The 26,987-nt window shown below is 52.9% G+C and carries 24 protein-coding genes; 13 read left to right on the forward strand and 11 right to left on the reverse strand.

Going from position 1 to position 26,987, the window contains the following annotated elements; translation table 11 throughout:
- Window positions 1–31: 31 nt before the first annotated feature.
- Window positions 32–742, forward strand: a complete 711-nt coding sequence (locus ACIKP9_RS04380) for a hypothetical protein (protein ID WP_400879782.1) — start codon at window positions 32–34, stop codon at window positions 740–742.
- A gap of 4 nt (window positions 743–746) precedes the next feature.
- Here ACIKP9_RS04380 and ACIKP9_RS04385 read toward each other — a convergent pair whose 3' ends face one another.
- Window positions 747–1,385: a response regulator gene (locus ACIKP9_RS04385; RefSeq protein WP_400879785.1), complete on the reverse strand. Its 639-nt coding sequence runs from the start codon at window positions 1,383–1,385 to the stop codon at window positions 747–749.
- Window positions 1,382–3,100 (reverse strand): PAS domain S-box protein, encoded by a 1,719-nt coding sequence (locus tag ACIKP9_RS04390; protein ID WP_400879788.1) that lies wholly within the window; start codon window positions 3,098–3,100, stop codon window positions 1,382–1,384. The genes ACIKP9_RS04385 and ACIKP9_RS04390 overlap by 4 nt, the downstream gene beginning before the upstream one ends.
- A 137-nt stretch (window positions 3,101–3,237) precedes the next feature.
- On the opposite strand from ACIKP9_RS04390, the gene ACIKP9_RS04395 reads away from it, so the two are divergent.
- From ACIKP9_RS04395 to ACIKP9_RS04405, 3 genes are all read left to right on the forward strand, one after another.
- Window positions 3,238–3,393, forward strand: coding sequence for a DUF1757 domain-containing protein (locus tag ACIKP9_RS04395; RefSeq protein WP_400879791.1), 156 nt, complete (start codon window positions 3,238–3,240; stop codon window positions 3,391–3,393).
- 5 nt (window positions 3,394–3,398) lie between these two features.
- On the forward strand, window positions 3,399–4,010 hold the full coding sequence (locus ACIKP9_RS04400) for a DUF2238 domain-containing protein (RefSeq protein WP_400879793.1): 612 nt from the start codon (window positions 3,399–3,401) through the stop codon (window positions 4,008–4,010).
- Window positions 4,011–4,117: 107 nt separating this feature from the next.
- Complete coding sequence (locus ACIKP9_RS04405; RefSeq protein WP_400879796.1) at window positions 4,118–4,801, forward strand: hypothetical protein; 684 nt, start codon at window positions 4,118–4,120, stop codon at window positions 4,799–4,801.
- A gap of 61 nt (window positions 4,802–4,862) precedes the next feature.
- Here ACIKP9_RS04405 and ACIKP9_RS04410 read toward each other — a convergent pair whose 3' ends face one another.
- The gene (locus ACIKP9_RS04410; RefSeq protein WP_400879799.1) at window positions 4,863–6,731 is read right to left on the reverse strand and encodes a PQQ-dependent dehydrogenase, methanol/ethanol family; all 1,869 of its coding nucleotides are present in this window, start codon (window positions 6,729–6,731) and stop codon (window positions 4,863–4,865) included.
- Between the two features lie 245 nt (window positions 6,732–6,976).
- Between ACIKP9_RS04410 and ACIKP9_RS04415 the strand changes: the two genes are divergently transcribed.
- Entirely contained in the window at window positions 6,977–7,645 is a 669-nt protein-coding gene (locus ACIKP9_RS04415; RefSeq protein WP_400879802.1) for a PEP-CTERM sorting domain-containing protein, read from the forward strand.
- 191 nt (window positions 7,646–7,836) lie between these two features.
- The gene (locus ACIKP9_RS04420; RefSeq protein WP_400879805.1) at window positions 7,837–9,459 is read left to right on the forward strand and encodes a Na/Pi cotransporter family protein; all 1,623 of its coding nucleotides are present in this window, start codon (window positions 7,837–7,839) and stop codon (window positions 9,457–9,459) included.
- On the opposite strand, the gene ACIKP9_RS04425 is transcribed toward ACIKP9_RS04420, so the two are convergent.
- Window positions 9,456–10,613 (reverse strand): methyltransferase, encoded by a 1,158-nt coding sequence (locus ACIKP9_RS04425; RefSeq protein ID WP_400879808.1) that lies wholly within the window; start codon window positions 10,611–10,613, stop codon window positions 9,456–9,458. The genes ACIKP9_RS04420 and ACIKP9_RS04425 overlap by 4 nt on opposite strands.
- Window positions 10,614–10,705: 92 nt before the next feature.
- Between ACIKP9_RS04425 and ACIKP9_RS04430 the strand changes: the two genes are divergently transcribed.
- The 3 genes from ACIKP9_RS04430 to ACIKP9_RS04440 all read left to right on the forward strand — a co-directional run bounded on the left by ACIKP9_RS04430 (window position 10,706) and on the right by ACIKP9_RS04440 (window position 13,452).
- Window positions 10,706–12,022 carry a PQQ-dependent sugar dehydrogenase gene (locus tag ACIKP9_RS04430; protein WP_400879811.1) on the forward strand — a complete coding sequence of 439 codons (1,317 nt, stop codon included), beginning with the start codon at window positions 10,706–10,708 and terminating at the stop codon, window positions 12,020–12,022.
- Between the two features lie 124 nt (window positions 12,023–12,146).
- Complete coding sequence (locus ACIKP9_RS04435; RefSeq protein WP_400879813.1) at window positions 12,147–12,692, forward strand: DUF3828 domain-containing protein; 546 nt, start codon at window positions 12,147–12,149, stop codon at window positions 12,690–12,692.
- 136 nt (window positions 12,693–12,828) lie between these two features.
- Entirely contained in the window at window positions 12,829–13,452 is a 624-nt protein-coding gene (locus tag ACIKP9_RS04440; protein WP_400879816.1) for an HD-GYP domain-containing protein, read from the forward strand.
- Here ACIKP9_RS04440 and glnE read toward each other — a convergent pair whose 3' ends face one another.
- Window positions 13,453–16,194 carry a bifunctional [glutamate--ammonia ligase]-adenylyl-L-tyrosine phosphorylase/[glutamate--ammonia-ligase] adenylyltransferase gene (gene glnE, locus ACIKP9_RS04445; protein WP_400879818.1) on the reverse strand — a complete coding sequence of 914 codons (2,742 nt, stop codon included), beginning with the start codon at window positions 16,192–16,194 and terminating at the stop codon, window positions 13,453–13,455. It abuts the gene before it with no gap.
- 113 nt (window positions 16,195–16,307) lie between these two features.
- Between glnE and acs the strand changes: the two genes are divergently transcribed.
- The gene (gene acs, locus ACIKP9_RS04450; RefSeq protein WP_400879821.1) at window positions 16,308–18,272 is read left to right on the forward strand and encodes an acetate--CoA ligase; all 1,965 of its coding nucleotides are present in this window, start codon (window positions 16,308–16,310) and stop codon (window positions 18,270–18,272) included.
- A gap of 90 nt (window positions 18,273–18,362) precedes the next feature.
- On the opposite strand, the gene ACIKP9_RS04455 is transcribed toward acs, so the two are convergent.
- Both ACIKP9_RS04455 and mtlD read right to left on the reverse strand, forming a co-directional pair.
- Entirely contained in the window at window positions 18,363–18,707 is a 345-nt protein-coding gene (locus ACIKP9_RS04455; RefSeq protein ID WP_400879824.1) for a TIGR01244 family sulfur transferase, read from the reverse strand.
- A 64-nt stretch (window positions 18,708–18,771) separates the two neighbouring features.
- A complete protein-coding gene (gene mtlD / locus ACIKP9_RS04460) occupies window positions 18,772–20,958 on the reverse strand; it encodes a bifunctional mannitol-1-phosphate dehydrogenase/phosphatase (RefSeq protein WP_400879827.1) in 2,187 nt (728 codons plus the stop codon).
- Between the two features lie 230 nt (window positions 20,959–21,188).
- Between mtlD and ACIKP9_RS04465 the strand changes: the two genes are divergently transcribed.
- The 3 genes from ACIKP9_RS04465 to ACIKP9_RS04475 all read left to right on the forward strand — a co-directional run bounded on the left by ACIKP9_RS04465 (window position 21,189) and on the right by ACIKP9_RS04475 (window position 23,171).
- On the forward strand, window positions 21,189–21,494 hold the full coding sequence (locus tag ACIKP9_RS04465) for an ATP-binding protein (protein WP_400879830.1): 306 nt from the start codon (window positions 21,189–21,191) through the stop codon (window positions 21,492–21,494).
- 106 nt (window positions 21,495–21,600) lie between these two features.
- Entirely contained in the window at window positions 21,601–22,296 is a 696-nt protein-coding gene (locus ACIKP9_RS04470; RefSeq protein WP_400881856.1) for an MBL fold metallo-hydrolase, read from the forward strand.
- A 149-nt stretch (window positions 22,297–22,445) separates the two neighbouring features.
- Window positions 22,446–23,171 carry a Crp/Fnr family transcriptional regulator gene (locus ACIKP9_RS04475; protein ID WP_230347502.1) on the forward strand — a complete coding sequence of 242 codons (726 nt, stop codon included), beginning with the start codon at window positions 22,446–22,448 and terminating at the stop codon, window positions 23,169–23,171.
- Window positions 23,172–23,173: 2 nt separating this feature from the next.
- On the opposite strand, the gene ACIKP9_RS04480 is transcribed toward ACIKP9_RS04475, so the two are convergent.
- The 4 genes from ACIKP9_RS04480 to ACIKP9_RS04495 are packed head-to-tail and all read right to left on the reverse strand — an operon-like array spanning window position 23,174 to window position 26,962.
- Complete coding sequence (locus ACIKP9_RS04480) at window positions 23,174–23,824, reverse strand: hypothetical protein (RefSeq protein ID WP_400879834.1); 651 nt, start codon at window positions 23,822–23,824, stop codon at window positions 23,174–23,176.
- On the reverse strand, window positions 23,821–24,189 hold the full coding sequence (locus ACIKP9_RS04485; protein ID WP_400879836.1) for a response regulator: 369 nt from the start codon (window positions 24,187–24,189) through the stop codon (window positions 23,821–23,823). The genes ACIKP9_RS04480 and ACIKP9_RS04485 overlap by 4 nt, the downstream gene beginning before the upstream one ends.
- 12 nt (window positions 24,190–24,201) lie before the next feature.
- Window positions 24,202–26,376 carry an ATP-binding protein gene (locus tag ACIKP9_RS04490; protein ID WP_400879839.1) on the reverse strand — a complete coding sequence of 725 codons (2,175 nt, stop codon included), beginning with the start codon at window positions 26,374–26,376 and terminating at the stop codon, window positions 24,202–24,204.
- Complete coding sequence (locus tag ACIKP9_RS04495; RefSeq protein ID WP_400879842.1) at window positions 26,351–26,962, reverse strand: biliverdin-producing heme oxygenase; 612 nt, start codon at window positions 26,960–26,962, stop codon at window positions 26,351–26,353. The genes ACIKP9_RS04490 and ACIKP9_RS04495 overlap by 26 nt, the downstream gene beginning before the upstream one ends.
- Between the last annotated feature and the right edge of the window lie 25 nt (window positions 26,963–26,987).

Genomic DNA, 26,987 nt, shown 5'->3' on the forward strand with positions numbered 1-26,987 from the left:
ACTTCCAACGCAAGCATCCGTAGAAGAACTCATGAGCCGATTATCTGCACAATGGTCGAATACACGCCACGCCGTGATGGTGGGCATGCTTGCATGCAGCCTGACTGGCTGCGTGGGCGGGCCAATTGCGCAACAAGTCGCTTCATCACTATTGATGCGGGCCGCAGACAAAGTCACCTCCGATGCCTACGACAACTATTTACTGAACGACACTGGCCACTCGTCCTCTACCACCAGCGTCAACATGATTCCAGGGCATGGTAACACTTACGCCACCGCCTCCAGCGCAACACCACAGATGGATGAATATTGGGCAGCATTCCTGAATACTGGCTTTACCGAAATCAAGCCCTCCGCAGAACCTTTGCCTGCCCATGCTTCCAACACCACAGAAATAAACAACCAGGCTATCAGCGCCAGCGCACTGGTCACAGTAGAGGTGTGGAATCTGCTGCTGGGTGAGGAAAAAACTACCGTACTAGAAAAAGCCAGATTACGCGGGAATGACATTTCGCAGCTTGAAGCGTTGGCGCAATGGCAGGTTGCCATCGGTGCTTTGGCTAGTTCGCCACAATCCACAGTCACTATTCTGATACCGCCTGAATTTGGACGAATTAATAGCGGCCAGGAGCTATTGGTGGAAGTTTCAGAGCATAGCGACTTGCATATCGCGCGCTATCGGCTGGAACCACAACGCGCATTCAAACAAGCTTCGGGTAAAGGCATATTCACCCAGCCCTGAACGGTCAGGGATCAATCAAGCCAGAACGCATAGCAATCAAGGCAATCTCCGCAGAATTGCTGGCATTCAACTTCTGCTTGATATTGTAGAGATGGGTACCCACGGTACGCGGTGACAAGGATAAGGTCTCAGCAATCTCATTGGTGGTCTTGCCCTTGGCCAAGGCCATAAACACCTCAAACTCACGGTCAGATAGCACATCCACTGGGTTCTGCTGCCCGGAAATCTGCTGGATCGCCATCTGCTGCGCCACATTGGCTTCAAGGTACATCTTGCCGCTTGCCACGGTATGGATCGCCTTGATCAATTCTTCAGCAGCGCTGCGCTTGGTCAAATAGCCCATCGCGCCAGCATTCAGTACACGCTTGGGATGCACCGAATCCTCGTGGGCAGACAATACCAGGATACGCGCATGCTCGTCCTTGGCGCGAATGCGGTCTATGGCCTCCAGGCCACCGATGCCTGGCATCGTAATGTCCATGACCACCACGTCAGGCTTATGCGCCTGATAAAGCTTGATACCCTGCTCGCCGCTCTCTGCTTCGGCGATCACCTGTATCGCTTGATCAGATTCCAGCAATAACTTGAAGCCCATGCGGACCACCGCATGATCATCCACCAGCATTACCTTGATTGCACTCATGAATTCATTTTCTCCGGAATCGTCACCGATATGGCAGAGCCCTGGCCCGGCAGAGAATCTATGCTGAACGTGCCATACAGCGCTTGGGTACGCTCACGCATACCCAACAGGCCGAAATGGCGACTCTGGTCCACATTGCACATATTCATGCCGATACCGTTATCCTTGATCAAAAGTGTGAGGGTACCATTTTCATGCTGCGAAAGGCTGATCTCAATTCTGTCAGCCTGGGCATGCCGCAAGGCGTTGGTCACCGACTCCTGAACAATGCGATAGAGATTAATATTCAGGCTTTCGCCCAGCGTATCGAGCTTGCCTTGCAAATCCAGGCTAAATGCCACTTGCGGGTTTTGCGCCTGCCAATCGGCAACAGCATCACGCAAGGCCGCGGATAACCCCAGGTTATCAAGCGACCCAGGCCGCAAATGCCGGATGATATTGTGCATGCCGTCATAGATATGATTGGCCGCAGACACAATGGTTTGCGCACTATTTTCGATGCTCGGCATGTCAGTTCTGGCCTTGTTGGCAATCGCCACGGCAAAGGTCTTGATCGCCGTCACATATTGCCCCAGCTCATCATGCAACTCACGCGCGAGGCTGCGGCGTTCATCCTCAATATGGCGCTGAATCAAGTGCGTTAACTGGCGGTTTTCCTCCAGCTTGCGTGCCGTTTCCTCTGCCAGCTTGCGCTCGGTAATATCGCGCATGCTGCAAATCTCGCCAATGATCTCGCCTGTCTTAGGATCCATTAATGGCGCTGCCGACAAAGACACATCCAGCAACTTACCGTCACGTGCCACACGCTGTGTATCGTAATATTCCACTTGGCTATTCGCCACGATCACCGCCATATTGCGCGCCTGCTCACTCTCATGATCTGGCGGCATCAGCAGGTTGGCAGACTTGCCGATGATATCTTCAGGAGCATAGCCAAACATGCGCTGTGCAGCCGGGTTCCAGAACGAGATATTACCGTTGAGATCATGAATCATGATCGCATCTGCGGTCTGTTGCACAATCAGGGCCAGCCTACGGTTCTCCTCGGTGCGATCACGCAAGGATTCCCCCATCAGGTTGAAATTTTGTGCAATACGGGAGAATTCAGGCACCTGGTATTGTGGCAGCTTCACCTCCAGATTGCCTTGCTCAACCTGGGAAATCGCCTTGAGAATATCATCCGCGGGCCGCAGCCAGCGCCCCAGCATCCAGTAAATCAAGGCATTCAACACCACAAAGAATCCACTCTCGATCCAGAGCAGGCTCTTGAACGAAACCCATGATTCACGAATCGCCCCGGCAGCATCCGATGCCACCACCAGCATGCCAAAGCGAATACGGCGCGACACGACTTCAGGCTCAGGCTCCACCATCCGCGCAAACCAGCGCGGCGGGTTCTCATCGGCACGGTAAGTTGATGGTGGCGATTGATACATCAGCGCCCCTTGGGCATCGTAAAGAAAAATCTCGCTGCTGCGTACATGCCCCAGCGATTGCAGGAAAGTATGCATCACATCATGGGTATAACCCCACTCAGGATTCTGCCGTGAATTAATAATCACGGTATCAAGCAACTGCACTGTTACCCGTGTTGCAGCTTCCACACTTTCCTCGGTAGAAATCCGCATCCCCTTGATCACCACATAGCCGACCGCCACCATCAACATCAGTAGCAAGGTCGTTATCAGCAAGTTGAATCGAACTCGTAAACTCATAAATTATCCGATAGGCGTGCGACGCGTTGTCTTCGCCATAGTGATCAAAGTACATGAGTATAAAGCATGTCTATCGCTGTACCAGCGCATGGGTAACACACCTCCGTTGCTCAGGCTAATTCCCTTATAATCACCCCATGCCAAACAAATACAAAGAAATTTTCAATCTCAGCGTTGCCACTATCCTAGGGACAGCCATCGGCCTGAGTTTTGACAACCTGGCACTGGGTGCCGTGGTAGGGATCACGCTTGGAATTGTATTTTCCCTGTTCAACAAGCCTGACAGGGATTAAGCCATATGATGCAGCTACGTTGCTTGCAGCTGGGTAGCCTGGCCTTGATCGCGGCACTGATCGCATCAGGGGTTCATCCCTTTGACCGCTTGACCTGGCTCATGGAAGTTCTGCCTGTGATGATAGTGCTGCCGCTATTATGGGCAAGCTACCGTCGTTACCCGCTCACCGCCCTGCTCTATAGCCTGATCTTCCTGCATGCACTGGTGCTGATCGTGGGAGGTGCCTATAGCTACGCACGCGTTCCATTGGGGTTTGAAATAGCCCAATGGCTGGGCCTGGATCGCAACCCCTATGACAAGATCGGGCACTTCATGCAAGGCTTTGTGCCCGCCATTGCTGTACGAGAAATCCTGCTGCGTGGCGCTTATGTGCGTGGCAGCAACATGCTGGCATTCCTGGTGATCTGTGTCGTACTCGCCATCAGTGCCAGCTATGAGCTTATCGAATGGGCTGCGGCATTGTGGATGGGGCAAGACGCGGATGAGTTTCTCGGCACGCAAGGATATGAATGGGATACGCAATCCGATATGTGGTTTGCATTACTGGGAGGCACTTCTGCATTGCTATTGTTATCCCGCTGGCATGATCGCGCCTTGGCACAACTCAACAAATAAACATGGTTGCAATGAGAGCATAAGCCATGGAACATGGCCGGCACAGTAAGTTGAAATAGCCTGCCAACCAAGCGTTGATGCAGGCTCTATCATGGAAGGAAAACGGCATGTCTCTTACCGATCAGCAGAAAATTGACCTCTTTGACCGTATCTGGCAAGAGTATGTCAGCACTCATGGCCTAGGTGGCATGGCAAAAAGCGACTTTGACGCCTTGCTGCTTTGGGAATATGCACAAGCATTGCAGACCGCTGACACCTTTCGCCTCAGTGCAATCTTCCGCATCCGTGAGTCACGTGCAAAAAGCCTGCTGGAAAGTGCGGCGATCAAGTTTGGACAGCTGACAGAAGCCGAGGCCTGGACTCAACTACTCGCAGCATTGGCCCAGGTAGACTACCATGTGGAAAGCGTAGAAAAAGGCCAGATGCGCTTTCACCTGAAAACACCTCTGCTATTCCGTCACCTGCAAAACCAGGCCCGACTGGTAGACGACAGCCTGAGTTTTAATGCCGCCTCCGAATATGTCGTGGGCAATTTGTCCACGCTATACCGCATCCTGGATCGCTGCTGGGAAGAAGGAATGTTTGGTCAAGAATGGCAGGGAAAACGGCTGGAGCAAGCACGTCAAAACATCCGCGCCATTATCGGCAATATTGGCCAACAGATTGCAGAAAATCACCTGGAAGCACTGAAGTCACGCAAGAAATCAAAGCTACCAGCCATCCTGGAATATGGCAGCAAGCTTAGCGGTATTGGCAGCTTCATCAAGGGGTTGCTGGATTCAGCATCTTGACGGCCTTTGATGACCTACAGATGGGTTGCAATCAGCACCTGCAATACCACCGCTCGCCTATCTACAATGCAAACACATTGAGTGCACCGCTACCCGGTGCAGCATTGTAGTAGTTCAACTCCCGAAAAGCGCCAGCCGTACCAGCACCTTCACTATCGCCAGTAAGGCCTTGATTGAGCGCGATGCCCGCCCAGCCACCAACACCAGAGAAGACCGCAACGTATTGCTTGCCACGGTGTTGATAGGTCATCGGGTTACCCACGATTCCTGATCCCACCTGAAAACGCCATAATTCCTTGCCATTACGTGCATCCAAGGCCTTGAACCAACGATCCAGCGTGCCATAAAACACCACTTTCCCGGCTGTTGGCAACGCCCCACTCCACACTGCAAATTTTTCCTGCTTGTACCAAACAGGCTTGGCTTTCAGCGCATTCCAGGCCATGAAAGCTCCCATGTCACCATCCGGCCCCGGCTGCATAGTAAGACTGGCTCCGGCCCAAGGTTGCCCTGAGACATACTTGGCTTCCACGGCCTCATACGTCATGCATAAATGATTAAGCGGCACATAAAACCAGCCTGTTTGCGGCGAATATGCCGCAGGCTGCATATTTTTGGCACCGATGGCTGAGGGACAAATACCGCTGGTTTCCTGATCTTCGTGCGTAGCATAGCGTGCATCCTTCAATGGTATGCCGGTTTGCAGGTCAATCCCTGTGGCCCAGTTCACGAAAGGATGCATTTTTGTTGCGGAAAGTAAGCTGCCAGTTCGTCGATCAAGGGTATAGGCAAAGCCATTGCGATCAAAATGCGTGGCCAGCTTTTGCTGGCCATGATCCCAGAGAATCAGCTCATTGACACTGTCATAATCCCATTCATCATGCGGCGTCAATTGATAACCCCAGCGTGCCATGCCGGTATCAAGATCGCGGGCAAACAGCGTCATCGCCCATTTATTATCTCCCGGGCGAATGTCGGGATTCCAGACTGAAGGATTACCAGTGCCGTAATAGACCAAGTTCAACTTGGGATCATAAGAAAACCAGCCCCATACTGGGCCGCCACCATGCTCCCAGCCATGGGCGGCGGCTTGCGGTTTGAGCCAGGTTTTTACACCCAAGTCAGGTGCTGGAAACTGAAGTTTTTCTTTAGGCAAGGCACGAAATGACCCTCCCTCCTTGTTGCCACCAGCGACATTCTCATACGCAGATAAAGCACTGTAATGCGGATTCTCGGCATTGAAGTCGGCACCTATCAACACCTCGCTATCTGGCCCAGTGCTATAGGCTTTCCATTGCAGTTGGCCATCGTTCAAGGCATAGGCCGCGAGAAAACACCGCACGCCAAACTCACCCCCGCTACAACCCGTCAGCACCTTGTCACGAAAAACATAAGGCGCATTGGTATTGGTAGCGCCAATATTGGGATCATTCACCTGCACTTCCCATACCTTATGTCCATCGCGGCTATCCAGCGCCAACAACAGGCCATTATTCTGTTGCAGCAATATCTTGCCATCACCGTACGCCAAGCCACGACTCACATTATCGCAGCAAAGGATCGCCTCAATATCGCTGGATTGCTTGGGGAAATAGGCCCACAGAATCTTCCGGTCATGATCCAGATCTAGTGCATAGACATGATTGGGAAAGGCGGTATGCACATACATCACTTTCCCTACCACGAGCGGCGCACCCTCATGGCCACGTTGCACGCCAGTGGAAAAACTCCAGGCCAACTTTAACCGCGAGACGTTGCGATGATTAATCTGGTTCAGGCGACTATATCCCTGGTTGTAGTAATCCTTGCGTGGACTCACCCATTGGGTGTCATCCTGAATCAAGGCTTGCAGGGAATCAGCGGCAAATCCATTGGTGGCAACGAAAACAAAAGACAGCAGGAATAAAACAGGGACAGAGCGAATACACATCTCAAAGATAACGCTTTGCACCCACCCTGGATGACAAGCTCTACAAAACACAAGCAAATTCCCTTTCCAGAAAAGGGTTGACACCCACCATTTTTTAAACATAATACAAATCATTATTATTTATATTAATAAAGTAAGAATTTGCCAGCAAGCCCTTGCGCTTATTGCCAGGTTGCTGGTGAGGATATCCGGACTTTCATTGGGAAAGCCCGGTTAATCACTATTCAACTAAAAGGAAAAATCACATGAACATCACCGCCATGCGCATTCTAATGGGTGCCAGCCTGCTTGCTGTAGCCAGCCTCGCCCAAGCGAACGCAACTCACGATAGCTTTATCGATGTAGCAAACTCTGTATCTTTCGATGGCTGGAACCAACTGAACCGCAATCGTGTAGACACTAATGGCAATGCAGCCCCGCTGACTGATGCGCAATTGGCCGCTGGCACTACCGGAAATGTAGCAGGCTCTGGCGATGCGAAACTCACTTTGTTGTCTGGCTCTTACTACCCTGCCAGCTTCGGCCTTTATGGTACTGCTGCTATCGCATTTACTGACAACACCATTGCGAGTGATATTAGCAGCATCGCTTTTCAAGGCATCATCAATAACTTCAGCGGTAGTGATTTTGGCCTGACCTTAAGTTACAACGGTGGCAACCAAGCCATTGCTGGCACACTGGTCAACTTCGTCGACACTAGCACAGCGGCTGATTACTATTATTACACTTGGGATTTAAGCAACCTATCCACCCCAATCAGCTCTTATACATTGAACTTCAACATCGGCTTCTCCCAATCCCTGGCGTTCCAAGTCGATCAAGTTGCCGCAGTACCTGAACCATCCACCTATGCCATGCTCATGCTGGGTCTGGGTGCTGTAGGCTTCGCAGCACGCCGTCGCAAGCAAGCCTAATCGACGACTCGTGCACTGCTGCAACATATGCAGTAGTGCACTTTTACCCCTTCAGATCAAAACCAGCGTTATACATCCCCGCACACTCCTCAATCATCCATTCTCTCGAATTAGCCATCCTCTGACAGAGCAAAACAACACTTCAGGTTAAACTAGCACCTTTATTCCATACGCAGGCACTCTCAAACTTCATGTGGTATGACCTTTTCATGGGCCTGGGTGCCATCGGCCTGATGTTGCTCGGCATCGACTGGATGACACGCGGGTTGAAAACCGCGGCTGGCCCCAGTTTCATGCAACTGCTGCAACGCTGGACCGGCACACCGATGCAAGGCATTTTCATCGGCAGTGTTAGTACACTCGCTGTGCAGTCATCCACTGCTATTACCGTCGCGACCATTGGCTTTGCCAATGCCAATATTTTGTCGCTTTCTGCTGCAGCGTTTGTCATTTACGGTAGCAATTTGGGTAGCTCCCTGAGCGCATGGCTGGTCGCCGTGGTAGGTGGCAGCATTAAGCTGGATGAGCTGGCCCTACCCATCCTCGGCATTGCCGTCATGCTGAAGCTATTAAGTAAACAATCAAGGAAACAAGGGATTGGTGAGGCATTAACCGGTTTTGCGCTGTTGTTTCTGGGCTTGGGCTACCTGAAAACAACCTTCGACTCTGCCTTTGTTAATGTCGATTTTGCCTACCTGACCAGCCTGGGTGTCTGGGGTATTGTGCTTTCCATGCTGGCTGGCGTGTTGCTGACGGTGGTCATGCAAGCTTCACTGGCGGTCATCGCCTTGGTCGTCACCGCGGTATCTACCGGCGCAGTGCCATTGGAAATCGGGGCGGCGGTAGTGATTGGTTCCAATGTCGGCACAACATCCACTGCCCTGCTGGCCACTCTGGCGGCCACAGCCACGGCTAAGCGTGTAGCCAGCTTGCATGTGTTGTTCAACGTGCTCACTGCGATTGTGGCCTTGCTGATGCTCAAGCCTCTACTTTGGGGCATTCAGGAGTTGGCCCAGTTAATCTTTAACGACACCCAACCGCAATTCATCCTGGCCTTGTTTCACACAGCCTTCAATGCATTAGGCGTGGTCTTGATGTACCCGCTGACGCCCCCTTTGATCCGCTGGCTGGAAACCAAGTTCAAGGCGCCGACTCCGATGGGCTCCTTTAATCTCGACCAATCCAGTTTAGCTATTCCCAGCTTGGCCATTAAAGCGATGAGCCTTGAGGGCATGCGTGCTGGGCAACTGATCGCGCGCCTGGCACTGATGATGGGCCAGCAAGCTAAATTGGATAGTCAATTACTGGAAGATAACCGCCAAATCCTGCAAAACCTGCATCACTACATCGCGCAACTTGCCCAGCAAGGCATGTCCGCCCAAGAAGCCGAGTTGCTCAACCAGCTGGTCCAAAACCAGTTGCGCTTGTCGATGGCCTTACAACTACTCCCCAGCCTGGCGCGCCACCTGGATCATGATCAGGCCGCGTTTGAACTAGAGTTGCCCTATTGGCAAGCCGTAAGCGATAGCCCATTGCCACCAGACCGAGCTTCCTTGCGCAATGCTTACCGGCAATTTGTACGCGAGCGCCAACAGAAAAAGCAGATGATTTTTGAAGAGGTGCTGCATGAACGCAAAGGCCATGAATCTGGCGGCGATGACTTGTTGAAACTCGCAGAAACACGACGCTTTAATCAACAGCTAACGAAGGCGCTGCTTGCATTCGATAAACTGCAGGCCAGCTTCGACAAGCACAACACAGCAGCTGATGACACCACTACTGAAGAGACTGAAGAAACCTCAGAAGCGGCCTAAATCGCGGTCAGCCGCCATAATGAAGTGACTTCTGCCGATCTCGCCTGGTGCAGCGGATCGGTATCGTCACTCGCACGACCATGCCTTGGCCGGGTATCCAACTTGGCAATCACCTTGAGCCCTGCGCTCTCGAACATCTCCAGCAATTGCTGCCGGGTTCGTAAACCTAGATGCTCCGCAATATCCGATAAAATCAGCCATGCCTCACCATGCGGTAGCAAATGCGCCGTGACGCCATTGAGAAAGCCCTTGAGCATCGCGCTACCAGGGTCATAAATCGCATACTCAATGGCTGCATTCGCCTTGGCGGGAATCCAGGGAGGGTTACACAGCAACAAACCTGCCTTGCCTTCAGGAAACAAGTTGCACTCCATCACTTCCACCTGCTGCGACAACCCCAAGCGCTGCATATTTTCACGAGCACATGCCAGGGCACGAGCATCCTGGTCAGTGGCGATCACCTTTTTAACACCTCGCTGTGCCAACACCGCCGCCAGCACGCCACTACCAGTGCCAATATCAAATGCCAGCTCGCTATCTGGCAAGACAGCCTGGGCCACAAGATCAACATACTCCCCGCGCACTGGCGAAAACACGCCGTAATGCGGGTGGATTTGCGCACCCAGCGCGGCCACCTCCACACCCTTCTTGCGCCACTCATAAGCGCCAATCACGCCTTGCAGCTCGCGTAGTGAAATCAGCGATGAATGCTCAGCTTCGCCATAAGCCTGCAAACAAGCCTCCTTCACATCGGGTGCCCGTCGCAAGGCAATGGTGTAATCCGCATCCAACTCAACCAACAACATGCCCAACACACGAGCCCGTTGCGCCATTGCCTGCCGATGTAGGTTGAATGCATCGAGCAGCGAAGATGAAGCCTTGGCTGGCTTGCGATCCATTCTCCGCGCCATCGCCTGCAATAACTGGCGGGCATTCTGAAAATCACCCCGCCACAGCAATGCTGTACCTTCACACGCTAAACGATAGGCATGATCTGCCTTGAGCGTGTCATCAACGACTTGTACACGCACCGGCGGCTTGCTGTGGTTTTCTGATCGCCACTGAGCCTGATGTAAGTCTGAACCCTCCTGCCAGGAAACCAGCGGAGTATCAGGGAGAAAAGATGTCGTCAAATCAGAACTTTCTTTCAGCATGATGCGTCATTAAACTGCGCATATAAACAAATCCATACGCTCATTATAGAACATGAGCGCCCCCTATCTGGATGACATCAAGGACCATCATCATGCATCGACTATTGCTCCCTGCCCTGATTACCCTTTCCCTCAGCGCCTGTGGCGATGTTGCCAAGCTATCCATCTCGGCAGGCACTGGCACCAAGCCGGAGTTGCCGGAGCCACGCAGCAGCCTGATTCCCACTGTTAATGTCGCCACTGCCGTGGGTTGGCCAGCAGAAGGAAAACCACGTGCCGCCGAAGGCACCACGGTCAATGCTTTTGCCAAGGAGCTTGAACATCCACGCTGGCTTTATCAATTACCCAATGGCGACATTCTGGTGGCAGAAACCAATAGCCCTCCCAAAGGTGATGACAGCTTCAGCCTGAAAGGCTGGATTGCCGGAAAGTTCATGGCACGTGCAGGTGCTGGCACGCCTAGTGCCAACCGCATTACCCTGCTGCGCGATACGGATGGCGACGGCATTGCCGACCAGCGTTCGGTTTTCCTCAAGGATTTACACTCCCCATTTGGCATGGCACTCATCGGCAATACGTTTTATGTCGCTAATGCCGATGCCGTGGTGACCTTTCCCTATCAGGAAGGAGCCACCAGCATCACGACACCGCCCACCAAGCTGGTAGACCTCCCCGGCCTGCCGCTCAACCATCACTGGACCAAGAACCTGATCGCCAGCCCAGATGGTAACAAGCTGTATGTCACCGTCGGCTCCAACAGCAATATTGGGGAAAACGGCATGGAGATCGAATCAGGCCGTGCCGCTATCTGGGAAGTGGATGTCAAGACAGGTGAACACCGCATTTTTGCCTCTGGATTGCGCAACCCGAATGGTCTGGCCTGGGAACCAGAGAGCGGCATGCTCTGGACCGCCGTGAATGAACGCGACGAAATCGGCAGTGACCTGGTGCCGGATTACATCACTTCGGTGCAGGATGGTGGCTTTTATGGCTGGCCTTATAGCTACTATGGCAACCATGTTGATGTACGTGTGCAACCACAAAAACCAGAGTTGGTTGCCAATGCCCTGGTGCCGGATTATGCACTCGGCCCACACACGGCATCGCTTGGCTTGGCTGCAGCCGCAGGTAATCAATTGCCCAAGCAATATGCCAATGGCATGTTCGTCGGCCAACATGGCTCCTGGAACCGCAAGCCCAGCAGCGGTTACAAGGTGTTATTTGTCCCATTTAAAGATGGCAAGCCATCTGGCTACCCCGTCGATGTACTCACTGGATTCCTCAACCAGAAAGGTGAAGCTCAGGGCCGCCCGGTTGGCGTGCTGGTCAATCAACAAGGTGCCTTGTTGGTAGCAGATGATGTAGGTAACACTATCTGGCGTGTGACTGCTGAAAAATCAGCAAATTAATGAAGCAGAATACGGATTTTTTCCCGATCTAGCAGGCAAGCCTGAACAAGGCTTGCCTGCTATTTTACCCACATGCTCTAATGCGCCATCTTCATCCCATGACCGCATTTACCGGAGCTGCCCTATGATCAGGCCTTACCTTGCCATTGCACTGACACTGTGCTCATTGTTTGCCTTCCCGGTAAATGCCGCAAAATCGGATAAGGACGAGGCCAGGGAGGCTGCTGTACGCTTCTTTGATGATTACGCCTCCCTGCAGAAAAGCAGCAAAGTCGTCGGGCTACCCAATATGCAGCAACTGGACGCAATTTCCCAGCACTTCATCCCTAAATTACACCGAATTTTCTATATCGCGTTGCGCGAGCAGCACCGCTGCCGCTCCAGGGATAAAATGACGCCCTGGACCACAGGCGATCTATTCACCTCAAATGACGCAGGGTTCACCAGCTTCAGCATAGACCCCAGCCTCCCTAACCAGTTTGGACGCCAATCCACCATCCACTTCACCCTGGAAAAAAATGGCAAGACCCAGCGCTGGGACGATGAGGTGATTCTGAGAAAAGAGAATGGTGAGTGGATGGTATATGACATTGAATACCATGCACCTTTTGCCACAGGCAAAACCGGCAAGAGCCTGCAAGCCATCATCGACAAGAATCCCGCCTGCTAACGAACTATTTCAATCATTACGAGGCTATGTTAATCTACGCCCTAATATTAAGGTTACGTAATATCTAGCTTCAAACTGATTGAGATTAAACGTTGTACCCCTCCAGCATCTGTAAAATAGTCGCAGGAGGTTGGCTTTGACAGGCAGTGTTCCGCACGCAGTTGCCCCGACCTCCTTTGAGTCTTATCTTGCTGAATCCGCACAGGCCTTATTTCTTGCCCTGGATGAGCGAGATGCCTACACCCATCAGCATTGCGACCGGGTTTCCCTGCTCGCCCGCGAGATCGGCATGGCATGCAGCCTCAGCCAGCAAGAACTCAACCTACTCGCCTTCGGCGCTCGTTTTCATGACATCGGTAAAATTGGTATCCCAGATAGTGTCCTGCTAAAACCAGGCCCACTGGACGCTGAGGAATGGAGCATCATGAAGATGCATCCGGTGAAGGGAGAGCGCCTGTTTCGCAATACCCTGCATCCGTATGCAGATGAGATTGCCCATATCATTCGACACCATCATGAATGCTTTGATGGTAGCGGTTACCCTGATGGGCTGTCGGGCAGCAATATTCCGCTGGCCTCGCGCATCCTACTAATTGCCGATGCCTATGATGCCATGGCAACCACACGCCCTTATCACCGAGCACGCAATCATGGCGAAATCATCGAAACACTGGCGACAGAAGAAGGCATCAAGACGGATCCTAATATCCTGGCGCGGTTTATGCGCGTGATCGCGCACAGTCCGGCCCGCGTGGATTAGCTAACTCGCAGCGCCGAATACCTGCTGCCACAAGCGACGTACAGCCAAGACTCCCTGCTCTACCTCAGCCAATGGCACACGCGCCTTCTGGTCTCCCTGTAGCCGGATGGCGTGCTGACGCCGACGGTAATCTCGATAGACCTGCGCCACCTCATGGGCCAGCACTGCATCAATCAGCTGCAAGCTCCCCAATATGTCAAGCAAGGCAATATTGCCCAGGTTGCGTGTCAGTTCAGGATATTGCGGCGCGTACGCCAGCACCAAGTACTGCACGATAAACTCGACATCGACTATCCCACCGCGATCATGCTTGAGGTCAAATAGCTCGCCATGATTCGGATGCGCTTGATGCATCTTATGACGCATGGAGACAACCTCTGCCGCCAATGCTTGCTGCTCTCGCGGCTGACGCAATACGCTGTCGCGGATACGCTCAAACGTCGCACCGATCTGCTGGTTACCCGCGCAGAACCTGGCGCGCGTCAGCGCTTGATGCTCCCAGACCCAGGCTTTTTCCTGTTGATAGGTTTCAAATGCCTGCACCGAACTCACCAATAATCCGCTCGCACCATCCGGGCGTAATTGCATATCTGTTTCATAGAGCATACCTGCCGACGTCATGCTGCTCAGCCAGGTATTCACGCGTTGCCCAAGCTTGGCATACACCTCGCCAGCTTCTGGCGCATCATCGTCATACAGAAAGATGATATCCAGGTCGGAAGCGTAGCCCAGCTCCTTGCCACCTAGCTTGCCATAGCCAATGATGGCAAATAGCGGCTCATCCCGATGGCGATGACGCAAGCCAGGCCAGATAGCCTTGATCGCCACATCGAGAATGATGTCGGCCAATGCACTCAAGTAATCCGAGAGTGTTTCCAGTGCTAGTTCCCCCGCCACATCCTTGGCAGCAAAGCGGAATACGGCAGCGTGCTTGAAATGCCGCATTTCATCCATTTGTCGCTCTACATCCCCTGATAGCGATGTCAATCGCTGTTCCAGGTCTGCATGCATGGCAGCAAAATCGGGGGCGGCATAGAGATTACGCGTGTCGAGCAATTCATCCAGCAGAATCGGGTGCTGGGTCAGGTATTGAGCCAGCCAGGGGCTAGCGCCGACAATACGCGTCACCAGGGTCAAGGCTGAAGGGTACTCGGCCAAGAGCGCCAGATAGCTTGCACGTCGGCAGATACTATCCAGTAAATCCGCGACACGGATCAGGGCCTGGTCCGGCTTGGGCTCCTGGGCAGCCTCCCTGATAGCCAATGGAATCAGGGTATCGAAGCGCTGGCGGCTAAGCTCAGGCAATTGCTTGTAGCGTGGGCTATCGTGCAGGCTGAGTAACTTGCGTAATGTATCGGCTGGCTCCTGGTAGCCTAGCTGTGCCATGATGCCAACCGCCTCCTCGCCTTCCACCAGGCGTTTCCACAATGCAGCCTCACTTTGGCGCGGCGCTTGCTCTGCCTGACTATCCTCGCCTGGCTCGCTAAACACCTCCTCAAAATGCCGCTGTACCACGCTGCGATGCCGCTCCAGCACGTTGAGAAAATCCTGCCACGTGGCGTAGCCCATCCCCAGCGCAATACGTTGCCGACTTTCGTCATTCACAGGTAAATCCTGGGTTTGCGTATCCTCCAGGTATTGCAGCCTATGCTCAAGATTGCGCAGGAAGATATAAGCCGCACGCAGCTCCTGCACTGCACTGGTAGGTAGCAAGCCTTTTTCGTCCAACAATTGCAATACAGACAAGGTAGGCTTGACCTGCAAGCTGGCATCACGCCCACCGCGAATCAACTGGAACACCTGGGCAATAAACTCGACCTCACGGATACCACCACGCCCCAGCTTGATGTTGTCGTGCATATCGCGGCGATTGACGTCACGCTGGATCTGCACCTTAAGATCGCGCATGGAAGCAAACGCGCCAAAATCCAGATACTTGCGAAACACGAAAGGCCGCAGCATCTGGCTCAAGCCCTGGTCAGGCCCTGCCACTACCCTGCCCTTGATCCAGGCATAACGCTCCCACTCACGCCCCTGGTTCTGGTAATACTCTTCGAGCATGGCAAAGCTGCAGGCCAATGGCCCCTCGGAGCCATAGGGGCGCAAGCGCATGTCAACACGGAAGACAAAACCATCCTCGGTGATCTCATCAATGGCGGCAATCAGGCGCTTGGCCAAGCGTGTGAAAAACTCGACGTTGCCGATGGCCTTTGCGCCGTTGGTCTCGCCATCTTCAGCGAAAGCAAAAATCAGGTCGATGTCAGACGACACATTGAGTTCATGGCCGCCCAGCTTGCCCATCCCCACCACAGTGAAATGCTGGCGCTCGCCGCTCTCCTCGCCTATCGGCTCACCATACTGCGCTTCCAGCCAAGGCGTCAGGTGCTGTAAGGCGTATTGCAGGGTGACTTCCGCCAACGCGCTCACCACCACCATCACTTCATCCAGCCCACCCAAGCCATTCAGGTCGCGTACGATCAGGCGCAACATGACGCGCTGGCGTAACTTGCGCAATGCACGCTTGAGGCTGGCATCATCGACAACCTCTTGTTGTGCCAGCCAGGCTTGCATTTCAGCCGCAGACCATGCGCTATGCAAGCTTGCCGCCAGCTCCGGCAATAGTTCTGCATCGCTATTGATCAGGCGAGCGATAAATGGGCTGCACTTGGTCGCATGCAATAAATATTCTTCATCAGTGGATAAGGCTGTATCTGGTTGCAAAATCTGTGATAGTGTGCGCATCTTGAAATTGTAAATGAAATGTTATAATTCGCTTCCTAACATTATCGGTGATGCCTGAGCGATTGCCACCACCGCTATTCATAACCTCATTATAGAGTTTTGAAGGAGTTTGTATGTCGTCCATTGAGTCCGTGCTGACGGAAACGCGCATTTTCGCGCCGCACGAAACATTCCGCCAAGCCGCCACTGTATCGGGATTGCCAGCTTACCAGGCATTATGCGATGCAGCTGAGCAGGATTACACCGGCTTTTGGGCCCAGCTTGCCCAACAGGAAATCACCTGGCATACCCCCTTCACCGAAACCCTGGACGAATCAAACGCGCCATTCTTTCGCTGGTTTGCCGATGGCAAGCTCAATGCTTCCTACAACTGTATTGATCGGCATCTGGAGAAGCGCGCCAACAAGATTGCCCTGATATTTGAAGCCGATAATGGTGATGTCACAAACATCACTTATAAAGAACTGCATCAACGCGTTAGCCGTTTTGCAAATGCGCTAAAAAAACAAGGTATAGGCCTGGGCGACCGCGTCATTATCTACCTACCGATGAGCATAGAAGCCATCATCGCGATGCAAGCCTGTGCCCGCATCGGCGCGATTCACTCCGTGGTATTCGGTGGTTTCTCGGCCAAGAGCCTGCATGAACGCATTGTGGATGTCGGCGCCAAGCTGGTGATCACCGCCGACGGTGGCTTGCGTGGCGGCAAGGCTGTCGCACTGAAATCAGCCGTGGATGAAGCACTGACATTGGGTGGCTGCGAAGCAGTGACACATGTCATCGCCTACCAACGCACCGGCGTCGATATTGCCTGGAACCCGCAACGCGATTTGTGGTGGCATGACATCGAAGCCGCCGAGAGCGACTATTGCGAACCAACCTGGGTAGATGCCGAACATCCTTTATTCATCCTCTACACCTCAGGCTCAACTGGCACACCCAAGGGCGTGCAACACTCTACCGGCGGCTATTTGCTCGGTGCCATCATGAGCATGAAATGGGTGTTCGACCACAAAGCCAGCGATATTTTCTGGTGCACGGCAGATGTGGGCTGGATTACTGGCCACAGCTATGTCGCCTATGGTCCACTGGCACTTGGCAGCACTCAAGTCGTGTTTGAAGGTGTACCCACTTATCCCGATGCAGGCCGCTTCTGGCAGATGATAGAACGCCACAAGGTGAGCATTTTCTACACTGCGCCTACCGCAATACGCTCACTGATCAAGCTAGGTGGCGATCTGCCTAACAAATACGACCTCTCAAGCCTGCGCCTGCTAGGTACTGTGGGCGAACCGATCAACCCCGAAGCCTGGATGTGGTATCACAAAGTGGTGGGCAAGGAGCGTTGCCCGATTGCCGATACCTGGTGGCAGACGGAGACCGGTGCGCACATGATTGCCCCTTTGCCCGGTGCGATTGATCTCAAGCCAGGATCCTGTACACGCCCCTTGCCCGGCATCATCATGGATATCGTCGAAGAAGACGGCACCCATATTGAAGGTACCGGTGGTGGCCTGCTGGTGGTGAAAAAGCCTTGGCCTTCCATGATTCGCAACATTTGGGGCAATGAAGAACGCTTCAAGAAATCCTACTTCCCGGAAGAACTCAAAGGCCTGTATCTAGCTGGCGATTCCGCACACCGCGATGAGGATGGCTATTTCTGGATCATGGGCCGCATTGATGACGTGCTCAATGTATCGGGCCACCGCCTGGGCACCATGGAAATCGAATCGGCTCTAGTCGCCAACCCACTGGTTGCCGAAGCAGCGATTGTAGGAAAACCGCATGAGATCAAGGGCGAATCCATCGTCGCTTATGTCGTGCTTAAAGGTGAGCGTCCCGAAGGCGAAGCAGCTAAAGCCATTGCCACCCAACTGCGTGACTGGGTAGGCAAGGAAATCGGCCCGATTGCCAAGCCAGATGAAATCCGCTTTGGCGAGAACCTGCCCAAAACCCGCTCTGGCAAGATCATGCGCCGCCTGCTGCGCTCTCTGGCCAAGGGTGAGGAAATCACCTCGGATATTTCCACGCTGGATAATCCTGCCATCCTGGAGCAACTGAAACAGGCCGCAGGGTAAAACCTCCTGACCTCAAAAAAAACGGCATCCTGGTAAGAAAGTACAGGATGCCGTTTTTATTTGCCTATTACATCGTTCAATATCGACTCATCAGCTCCTGGCGTGTGCCTGCTGATAGATATTGACGGCCCTGGCACCCAGTTTGCAGAAGCCCAGGATAGGTGTAGGCAAGTCTGGTAGCAAGCCTACAAGCTCTTCCACCTGAACCAGCGTCAACTGGCCGGGCACGACGGGAATATGTACATACCGCAGGCCATGAGCCTCTGCTGCCTGGCGAATTTCATCGCTCTTGGGTTGTTCTGGGCCACCTTCACCGTCAGGACGGTTATTGATAATGGTCTTGAAGCCAGCGGCAGCGGCCTCGGCTACTTGATCAACATGCAGTTGTGGGCAACTGCTGAATTGATCACTGATCTTGTTAATTGCAATCGTCATGTGTTGTGTCATTCCTTCCGTAAGGTCTCGCCAATATACCACGCACGCCACCCAGCGATGCCCATCAAGACGCCAACTCCTCGGCATAGTTATAGCTCAAGGGCCATTGCCAATGCGCGGATGCAGGATTGGTCAACTGACGTAGGTGCTCAGCGATACGCTCGATCAGCGCACTATCCTGCTCTTGATCCAGCCCCTGATAAGGCTTGCCATGATAATCGCCATGCAAGGCCAATACATCCGCCACATTGCCATGCTGCTCGAACACAGCCTTGATACGCTGGCACTCCTTGTCTTCAGGTGTCACGAGGCGCAATGCATACAAAATGCCCAGCGCAGCACCAAATTCCAGCATGGGCGTTTGAATGCCATATCGAGCTGCGAGCTTGATGCTGCCCATGATGCGTTCATTACGCTGCAGCTTGCGCAGCGGGTCACGCCCGATACGGCGGCATGGGTCTTTGAAGGAAGCCTTGCAACGTGCGATAAAGCTATTCACGAAGGAGGTGTTGATGTACTCCGCCAATGCAGGGTTTTCCTGCAGCATGGCTGGCTTGATCTCATTGTTCACCAGACGCTTGACCAACATCACCACGCGCTCGTCACCCATGCCTTGCCCTATCGTCTGGTAACCCAGCAGGCTGGCATACCACGCGATGATCGCATGTGTACCGTTCAGCAACCGGTTCTTGATTGCCTGTATCTCGGCAATATTGTCCACGGTCTGCACTTGGCGCAAACGCTCCAGTATCTTGCCGCCCTTTTTGGCATACAACACCATGTCCGGACCGCTTTCAAACAAGGTCACGCCGAGCTGATCCAGCGCACGATTGAGATGGGAAGCATGCTTGAGCTGGCTCACGATCTTGCCCAAACCGGGCTCGGCCAACAGCACAGATTCCTGCTGCATAGGCGCCATATTGCCAACAAGCGTCAAGCTTTTTTGCTGGGTCTGCTTTTCAAAACTAGCGAAATTAATCCTGGCCTGCTTCAGTAGAATTTCTTTCGGTATTTTTGACACCATGCGGTTAACAACCGTCTCGGTAAAACACGCACTCTCCATCACCATTTCTGCCTGCTGCACATCCAACAGGCGCAACATCGCCTCCTTCACCTGCCGCTTGACGAATGCCGCCCCACCCACCTTGTTGAGGATCACCAGGATAGTCAGTGGCCCCGCCCCATTCTGATAACGAGCAATCAACCCTTTTGCCAACACAGTGGCTTGTTGTTTGATGGCGGATTCTGGCAGGCAAAGCCCAATGATTTCACACACCGCATACATCTCGCACACGGCGGCCTCATCTGCCATGTCGATCAAGCGGATACGGTCTATGGTCTGATGAAAAGCCAGATTGCTGTAATGCACGTCATATTTGCCAAAGGCATTCACCAGGCTGCGTAGCGTCGTGTTATTGCTGGCGCCGATGATTTCCCAAGGCCGGGTATAGCCATCCCAGTGCGAGAATATCTGCGCCAAGTAACCACCACCCATGGCACCAAAACCATGAATGCCAGCACGTATGTGATTGATGGTCTGGGGGAAGGCATCCGTCAATTTGGGCTTGGGCAAGTTCGGCGTAAACTTCACAAGGTCAGCCAGAAAATCCGGCATGCTGTCGTAGGCTTGATAGGCCAAGGCCTTGATCTCGGGCCTGGGTTCCTTGATATCCTTTATCAAGATCGGCAATCCACCAGCCGCGGAGGCTGAGCGCAATCCATTTTCCGAATCCTCGAACATCAAGCAGTGTTCGGGCAAGCAATTGAGTTCCCCGGCAGCGGTACGGAAGATTTCAGGATGCGGCTTGCCCTGCTTCACCTCGTCACCACAGACGGTCATGTCGAAATACTTCATGACATTGGCATTGATCAGATACTCCTCGGCAATGGCACGTCGGCTGGAGGTAGCCACTGCCATCAGCAAGCCATTGCGCTTAAGGCGCTCGAGGATTTCATACAGACCGGGCTTAACTGGCACCCCGTGCTTGCGCACATGGGCTAGCTCCAGCTCGTCGGCACGCTTACGGATGGCGGCATAAGGATAATCCTCGCCATAACGATTTTTGGCGAGCTCTTCCGCCTTTTTTGCGCTCAAGCCCAAGGAGCCGAGCAGGATTTCATCGCTGATGGTTTCGCCGAACAGTTCGGCAGACGCTTGCTTGAGAGTGGTGAATCGGAGGCGTTCTGTATCGAACATTGTGCCATCCATATCAAAGATGGCAGCATGGATAAGTCTTTCCTTGAAAATCATGTAACTTCCTAACGTGATTGACTAATGTTGAGGTTCACCTCGGGTGTGAAATGAATGATGACTTTTTTACCATACCACATTTTTTTCATGCTTTTGCCCGCTTTGGCCTTTGGATTCAATCTGATGCAAGAGAAATGGGCAGAAATTAGGCAGCTTCCTAACAAAACGAAACAGGCGTGAGATGTAGGACTGATGCGACATTTGCGTTGGTGACAACGCTTGGGAAAGGGATGATCACCATCCGTGAATGGAGCCCTGGAATAAATCCGTCAGAATTGCCAAAAATATTGACCCGTTTTTGGCGTGGTGCTCATCGTCGAGATCATGGCGCAGGTTTGGGTCTGACTATCTGCCAGAAAATAGCATTGGCACATCATTGGACATTATTAGCCCAGAACGCTGAGCCTGGTCTTTGTTTCCACCTCTCAAACACTAGTGCCGCCTTGGAAGATGGACCAAACACGCACAATCAATGCGGAAGCATCCTATCCGCTTGCATAATTACTCCCATTTACTGCCATCTTGACAACGTATAGGCGGAACAACATCACTAGCACGGTGTCTGTAAGACATCAGTTGGACATGCTTACCTCTTCATACGGGTAGCATGCGGACGCAATATACAAAGAAGGGAATCTCATGATTTTCAAGCAGTTGTTTGATGAGGAATCCTCGACCCTGACCTATTTGCTTGCAGATGAGGCAAGCCACGAAGCATTGTTGATTGACCCGGTGGATTCGGCACTGGAGCATTACCTGCAATTGCTTGATCAATATGGGCTGGTACTCAAATATTCGCTAGAAACCCATGTGCATGCAGACCACATTACTGCCAGCGGGATGTTGCGCGAAAAGACAAATACCCTGACCGGGATTGGTAGCCGTTGCAATGCACTGGCGGCTGATTTGCAGCTTCGAGATGGCGACCAGCTGACCTTGGGCAACACTCCCATCAAGGTACTGGCTACTCCAGGACACACCTTGGGCAGCGTCAGTTACTTGTTGGCTGATCGCGTCTTCACGGGGGATGCACTGCTCATCAATGGTTGTGGCAGGACAGACTTTCAGGGCGGTAACCCGGGGACACTTTACGATAGCATTACCCAGCAGTTGTTTACGCTGCCGGATGAAACCTTGGTATATCCTGGTCACGATTACAAAGGCCATCGCGTCAGTTGCATTGGCCAGGAGAAAGCCATTAACCCACGATTGGCGGGCAAAAGCCGCGAAGCGTTCATCACTATCATGAACGCCTTGGATTTACCCAAGCCAGAGTCGATAGATATTGCCGTGCCTGCCAACCACCGCTTGGGCATAGAGGCATTGCCTCATGGCTAGCATCAACTAGCCTATATGCCACTCAACCCATCTTGTCATACCCTATGCACCCGAGGGAACTACCGCCAGCCATCAGCTATCTACAACTACACCCGACAATGACGTTGATCAAGCAGCCGGACAGCATACAAACACAATAAGGAAGTCACATGGATGACCTCACCACCTACCTACGCCAACAAAAAAGCTTTAAGGATCATGAGCCAGACGAAATTGCCTTTATCGAGCAACTCAAGCTGCGCCAAGTCACCTTGCCTGCAGGCAAGATCATCGTGCAGGAGGGTGCGACCACCTCTCAGCTTTACACGTTGCTAGACGGCTGGGCATATCGTCATCGCACGCTGAAAAATGGCAACCGGCAGATTCTGAATTTCCTGTTTCCAGGCGATCTCATTGGCTTGCAGCAGAACCTGCTCGACAATAGCAGCAGCAGTGTACAGGCATTGACGCCTGTCACCCTGTGCGAACTAGATAGACAGAAACTATGGCAGCTTTACGAGCATCACCCAGCGCTGGCCTATGACATCACCTGGCTCTGCGCCCAAGAAGAGCAAATTGTGGATGACAATCTCATCAATGTAGGCGCGAGAAGTGGGCTGGAAAAAGTCGCGATGCTGCTGCTCCACCTTTACAAACGCTACAAAGCCATCTACCCCACCCCAGGCAAGACCATTCCATTTCCCCTTACCCAACAGGAAATTGCGGATGCATTGGGATTATCGCTCGCGCATACCAACAAGACCTTGCGCAAGCTGGAACAACTAGGGCTGCACAGCATCCGCAATAATGCGCTCACGATCTATGATGAACATATGCTGGCAAGCCTGACGGATTATTATCACGCCCCGGTCAAGCAACGACCGTTATTGTGTTAAGGCTAAGCCCATGTGAAAGATAATTGCCGGTGGCCGTATTGCATCGTCCATCCGGCATGCAGGGCCAGTATATGCAAAGCATCCTGGTCGATCAGCAAACCGGGGCCATTAATAGCGGGAGCATCAGTAGTAACAGTCTCAGGCAAAGTAATAACAAGCCCTGGATTTGCTTGGGGCAGACTTGCTGTAATGCTCAACACGGCCTGGCCCTTGATGCTGTCCTGGCAATGGCACAACACACCCAACCAAGCATATAAAAAAGCGCGTTGCGCCACTGGGGTTGTGGGCAAGGAGCTTGCCCAATCATCCTCCAAACTCACCTCTATCTGGCTCATGGCAAAAGGCGTGGTCATGATCTGCAAGCCCTGCTGGATGAGGTCGAGCGGGTTGGCCAACTCGTTGGCAGCAGGCTCCCATGATTGCAGTGCGCGTATCGCTAACACTGCCTCTTGTAATTGCTGGTCAATGCGGGCAACTTGTTCGGCAATGCCGGGCTGCCCTTCCTTGGTCAATAGCTTGCGGACAATGCTGGTACTCATCCGGGCGATAGAGATTGGCCCCACCAGCCCATGGCGCAGACTGGGGAAGATACGCATGAAAATCGCATGCTGTATACCTGCCAACTGCCAGTATTGTGCGTTTTCGCTGCTCATGACAGTGATTGCAACACCCGCTCCAGGCTAGGTAAGTCTAGCGGCTTTTCCAGATAGGCATCAAAGATGGTATCGGCTCCCACGACATCTGCTGCCGCAAATCCCGTGAATGCAACAAAGCTGGGCATATGCTGTTGCGGCAAGCGCTCACGCAAGTGATTGACCAGGGTTAATCCGGGAATATCTGGCAGGTTGATGTCCATGAACACCACATCATAGCGCTTACTCGCCAATGCCGGCTCCACGTCAGCCCCTTGGGTGACATAATCAGCCTCATGCCCCAGCATCTCCAGCAACTCCTTAAAGGTTTCCGCTGCAGCCTGGTAATCCTCTACAATCAATGCACGCCGTCCTTCTGTCGTCAAGGCTTTTCCCCTTTAAGCCTGCCACATTGGCAGTACAACACTGAACACAATTTCGCCATCCACATAGTCATAGCGAATCTCTCCTTGATGGCCTTTCACAATCTCATGCGCAATATACAGGCCCAAGCCCAAGCCATTGCGGTTACGCACGCTGGACATACCATGACGTTTGAAAGGGTTGAACAAGACCTCCACCAACTCTGCTTCAATCGGCCCGCCGGCATTATGCACTGTCATGCGTAGTAAGCCATGCTCAGTCCAGAGCTTGACCATCACCTCGCACCCCGGCTCACCATGATGCCGGGCATTGCTGATCAGGTTGGCAATCACTTGCGCCACACGATCAGAATCCAAGTTCGCCAATACACCGGTGGCAATCTCGGTCTTGATATGCACATCAGGATAAGCCGTAAGATTTTCTTCCACTAGATCCTGCAATAGCGCAGAGACATCCGTCTCGACAAACCCCAAATTCAACCCAAGCCCAGTCTGCAAGCGGGCCATATCCAGCACTTGGTTGACCAGGCGCTGCATGCGCCCGCTAGAACTCTTGATGCGAGCGCTCATGCGCGAGGTGCCAGACTGCATTTCCATCATTTGCGCAGCCATGCTGATCGAATTCAAGGGGTCGCGTAAATCATGTCCTAGCACTGCCATTAGCTGGGAGCGCATGCGTTCAGTTTCCGCATTACGCGTATTGCAGACTTTAAGCAGGTCATGCTGCAAATCACGCGCATCGGCCAGATCAGCACGACTCCACGGCTCGGCCTGTCCTTTGACGGTTTCCTTCCATTCATCGAACGAACCGCGCGGTGTCAGCCTTGGGCCTAGCGGGCCGGGCTGATAGATTTTTTCCGGCTTGCCACCCCAACTAATGGTATGCACCTGCTCCAAGCGCAGCAGAATCAGCCAACTCTGGTTGACCTTGTCGATATTAAACGCCAACAGGCCGCAAAAGCCATCCATGTAAGGCACCAACTCGGCAGGTAGATCATCCAGTTTTTCAGCATGGTAGAAATCACGGTTACTCAACTCATCATTCAACCATTGCAACAAATGCTTGACCAGGGCTGGTGGTGCAGTCTCCGACACATGCAACTTGCCGCCATGCGTCATCATCATGGCATCGCAAGGGATCAATGCGCGAATCGCCGCAATACCCGAGAATAACGCCGAAAAAATATCATCCGACTCCATCAGCTTCAGCACCAGGGCTGCGCGCTGGCTGGCACCGGCAACCTGTCGCTCTGCGCTCAGCCGGGTCTCCAACTGCTGGATATCACTGGCGAGAATATGGCACAGCACATCACACGCCATCCTTATCGAATAAGGCACTTGGTGGGCCGACATGTGATGGCAAGCCATCATGCCCCAGAGCTTTCCGTTCAACACAATCGAGACACTCATGGAGGCACCCACCCCCATATTTTGCAGATACTCAATATGAATCGGGGAAACGCTGCGTAGCACGCTACGGCTCATATCCAGCGGCTTGGTATCTGCTGCCTTAAGTACAGGCACCGCCTGCGCATTGACATCCACAATCAGGCGCAGGGTATTTTCAATATATAAACGCCTGGCCTGCGCCGGAATATCACTAGCGGGATAACGGCGCCCCACCAAACTATCCAGATCGGCACGCTTGGCTTCAGCGACGATCTCACCACTATCATCATGCCTAAAACGATACGCCATCACACGGTCAAAGCCCGTGAGCTTGCGAAACTCCGCTGCCGCGGCATTGAGTAAACCGTTAATCGTCGTCTGGCACTTGATGGCACTAATCGCCTGCTGTGCCTTGGAGGAGTAGATATTAATATGCTGGTCTTCCCCCAGCCTTAACTCGAACTCGGCAATCACCAAACCCTGATAGCCATGCAATACCAAATCAAATAGCTTGCCCTGAATTGTCACCTCATGCGTATGCATCAAGCCATGGCCTGCAGATGCCTCTCGCAAGCAAGCGGAAATTTCAGCGTTGGCTTTGGGAGCCAGCGTCATATGGTTGGCCTGCAACAACTGTCCTAGTTCCGGCAGTGTGCCAAGCACCGCATCCGCACCCATGCTGCAATGCATCAGCCGTGCATCAAGGTCAAAAGCCAGCAAGACCCCATGCGACTGGATCAAGCCAGGAATATGAATCGGTTCCTGGCTGCAGTTATCAAGCGTAACGCTGGCTAGACTCATATTGATCCTGTGGGGCATCCATAACCAGCAGAAAATGCTCAAATGCCTGCCTCGCAGCTTGCTCAGCACTCACGATGTCTTGCTCCGAGTTAACCACGGTCGCAACATCCTGCCTGAATTGCTTGCAGCGTAAAGCACTGCCCTGGCTACGTTCACGAAAGAACTTCATCGGGCAACGTGTTGAACGGAGCTCGGCAAAACGCTTAAACAACACACTGGCCCCTAAATAGGATCCTTCAATAACATATTGCACACCCCAAGCAGCAGCATGGTCAGGTGTGAGGGAAAATGATGGGTAAGCGTGCGGTAACGTCATGCCTGCGATCTGAAGATCCTCTGCCAGCCAAGTCAGCGACTGTTGGTTCTGGTCAAGATAATCCTGTGGCAAGCGTGCTTGGTGGATCAGTGTCTCCTGAATGGCAGCCAGCCATTGATAAAACAGATGGATATGTTGAAGGTAATCGCGCTCCTGAGCCAGAGGGTTCGCAAGAGGCAACTGCTGGTCTAGCTGGGCATGCAGGGGGCCCGTCGCTTGCTTTAAGCGCGATAAAACGTCTGGAGCCAGTTGATTATTATTGTGCTTCATCCTGCCCTGCCTCTGTTTGTTATCA

The organism is Methylobacillus methanolivorans, assembly GCF_044751345.1.
In the GTDB taxonomy this organism is placed as follows: Bacteria; Pseudomonadota; Gammaproteobacteria; order Burkholderiales; family Methylophilaceae; genus Methylobacillus; species Methylobacillus methanolivorans.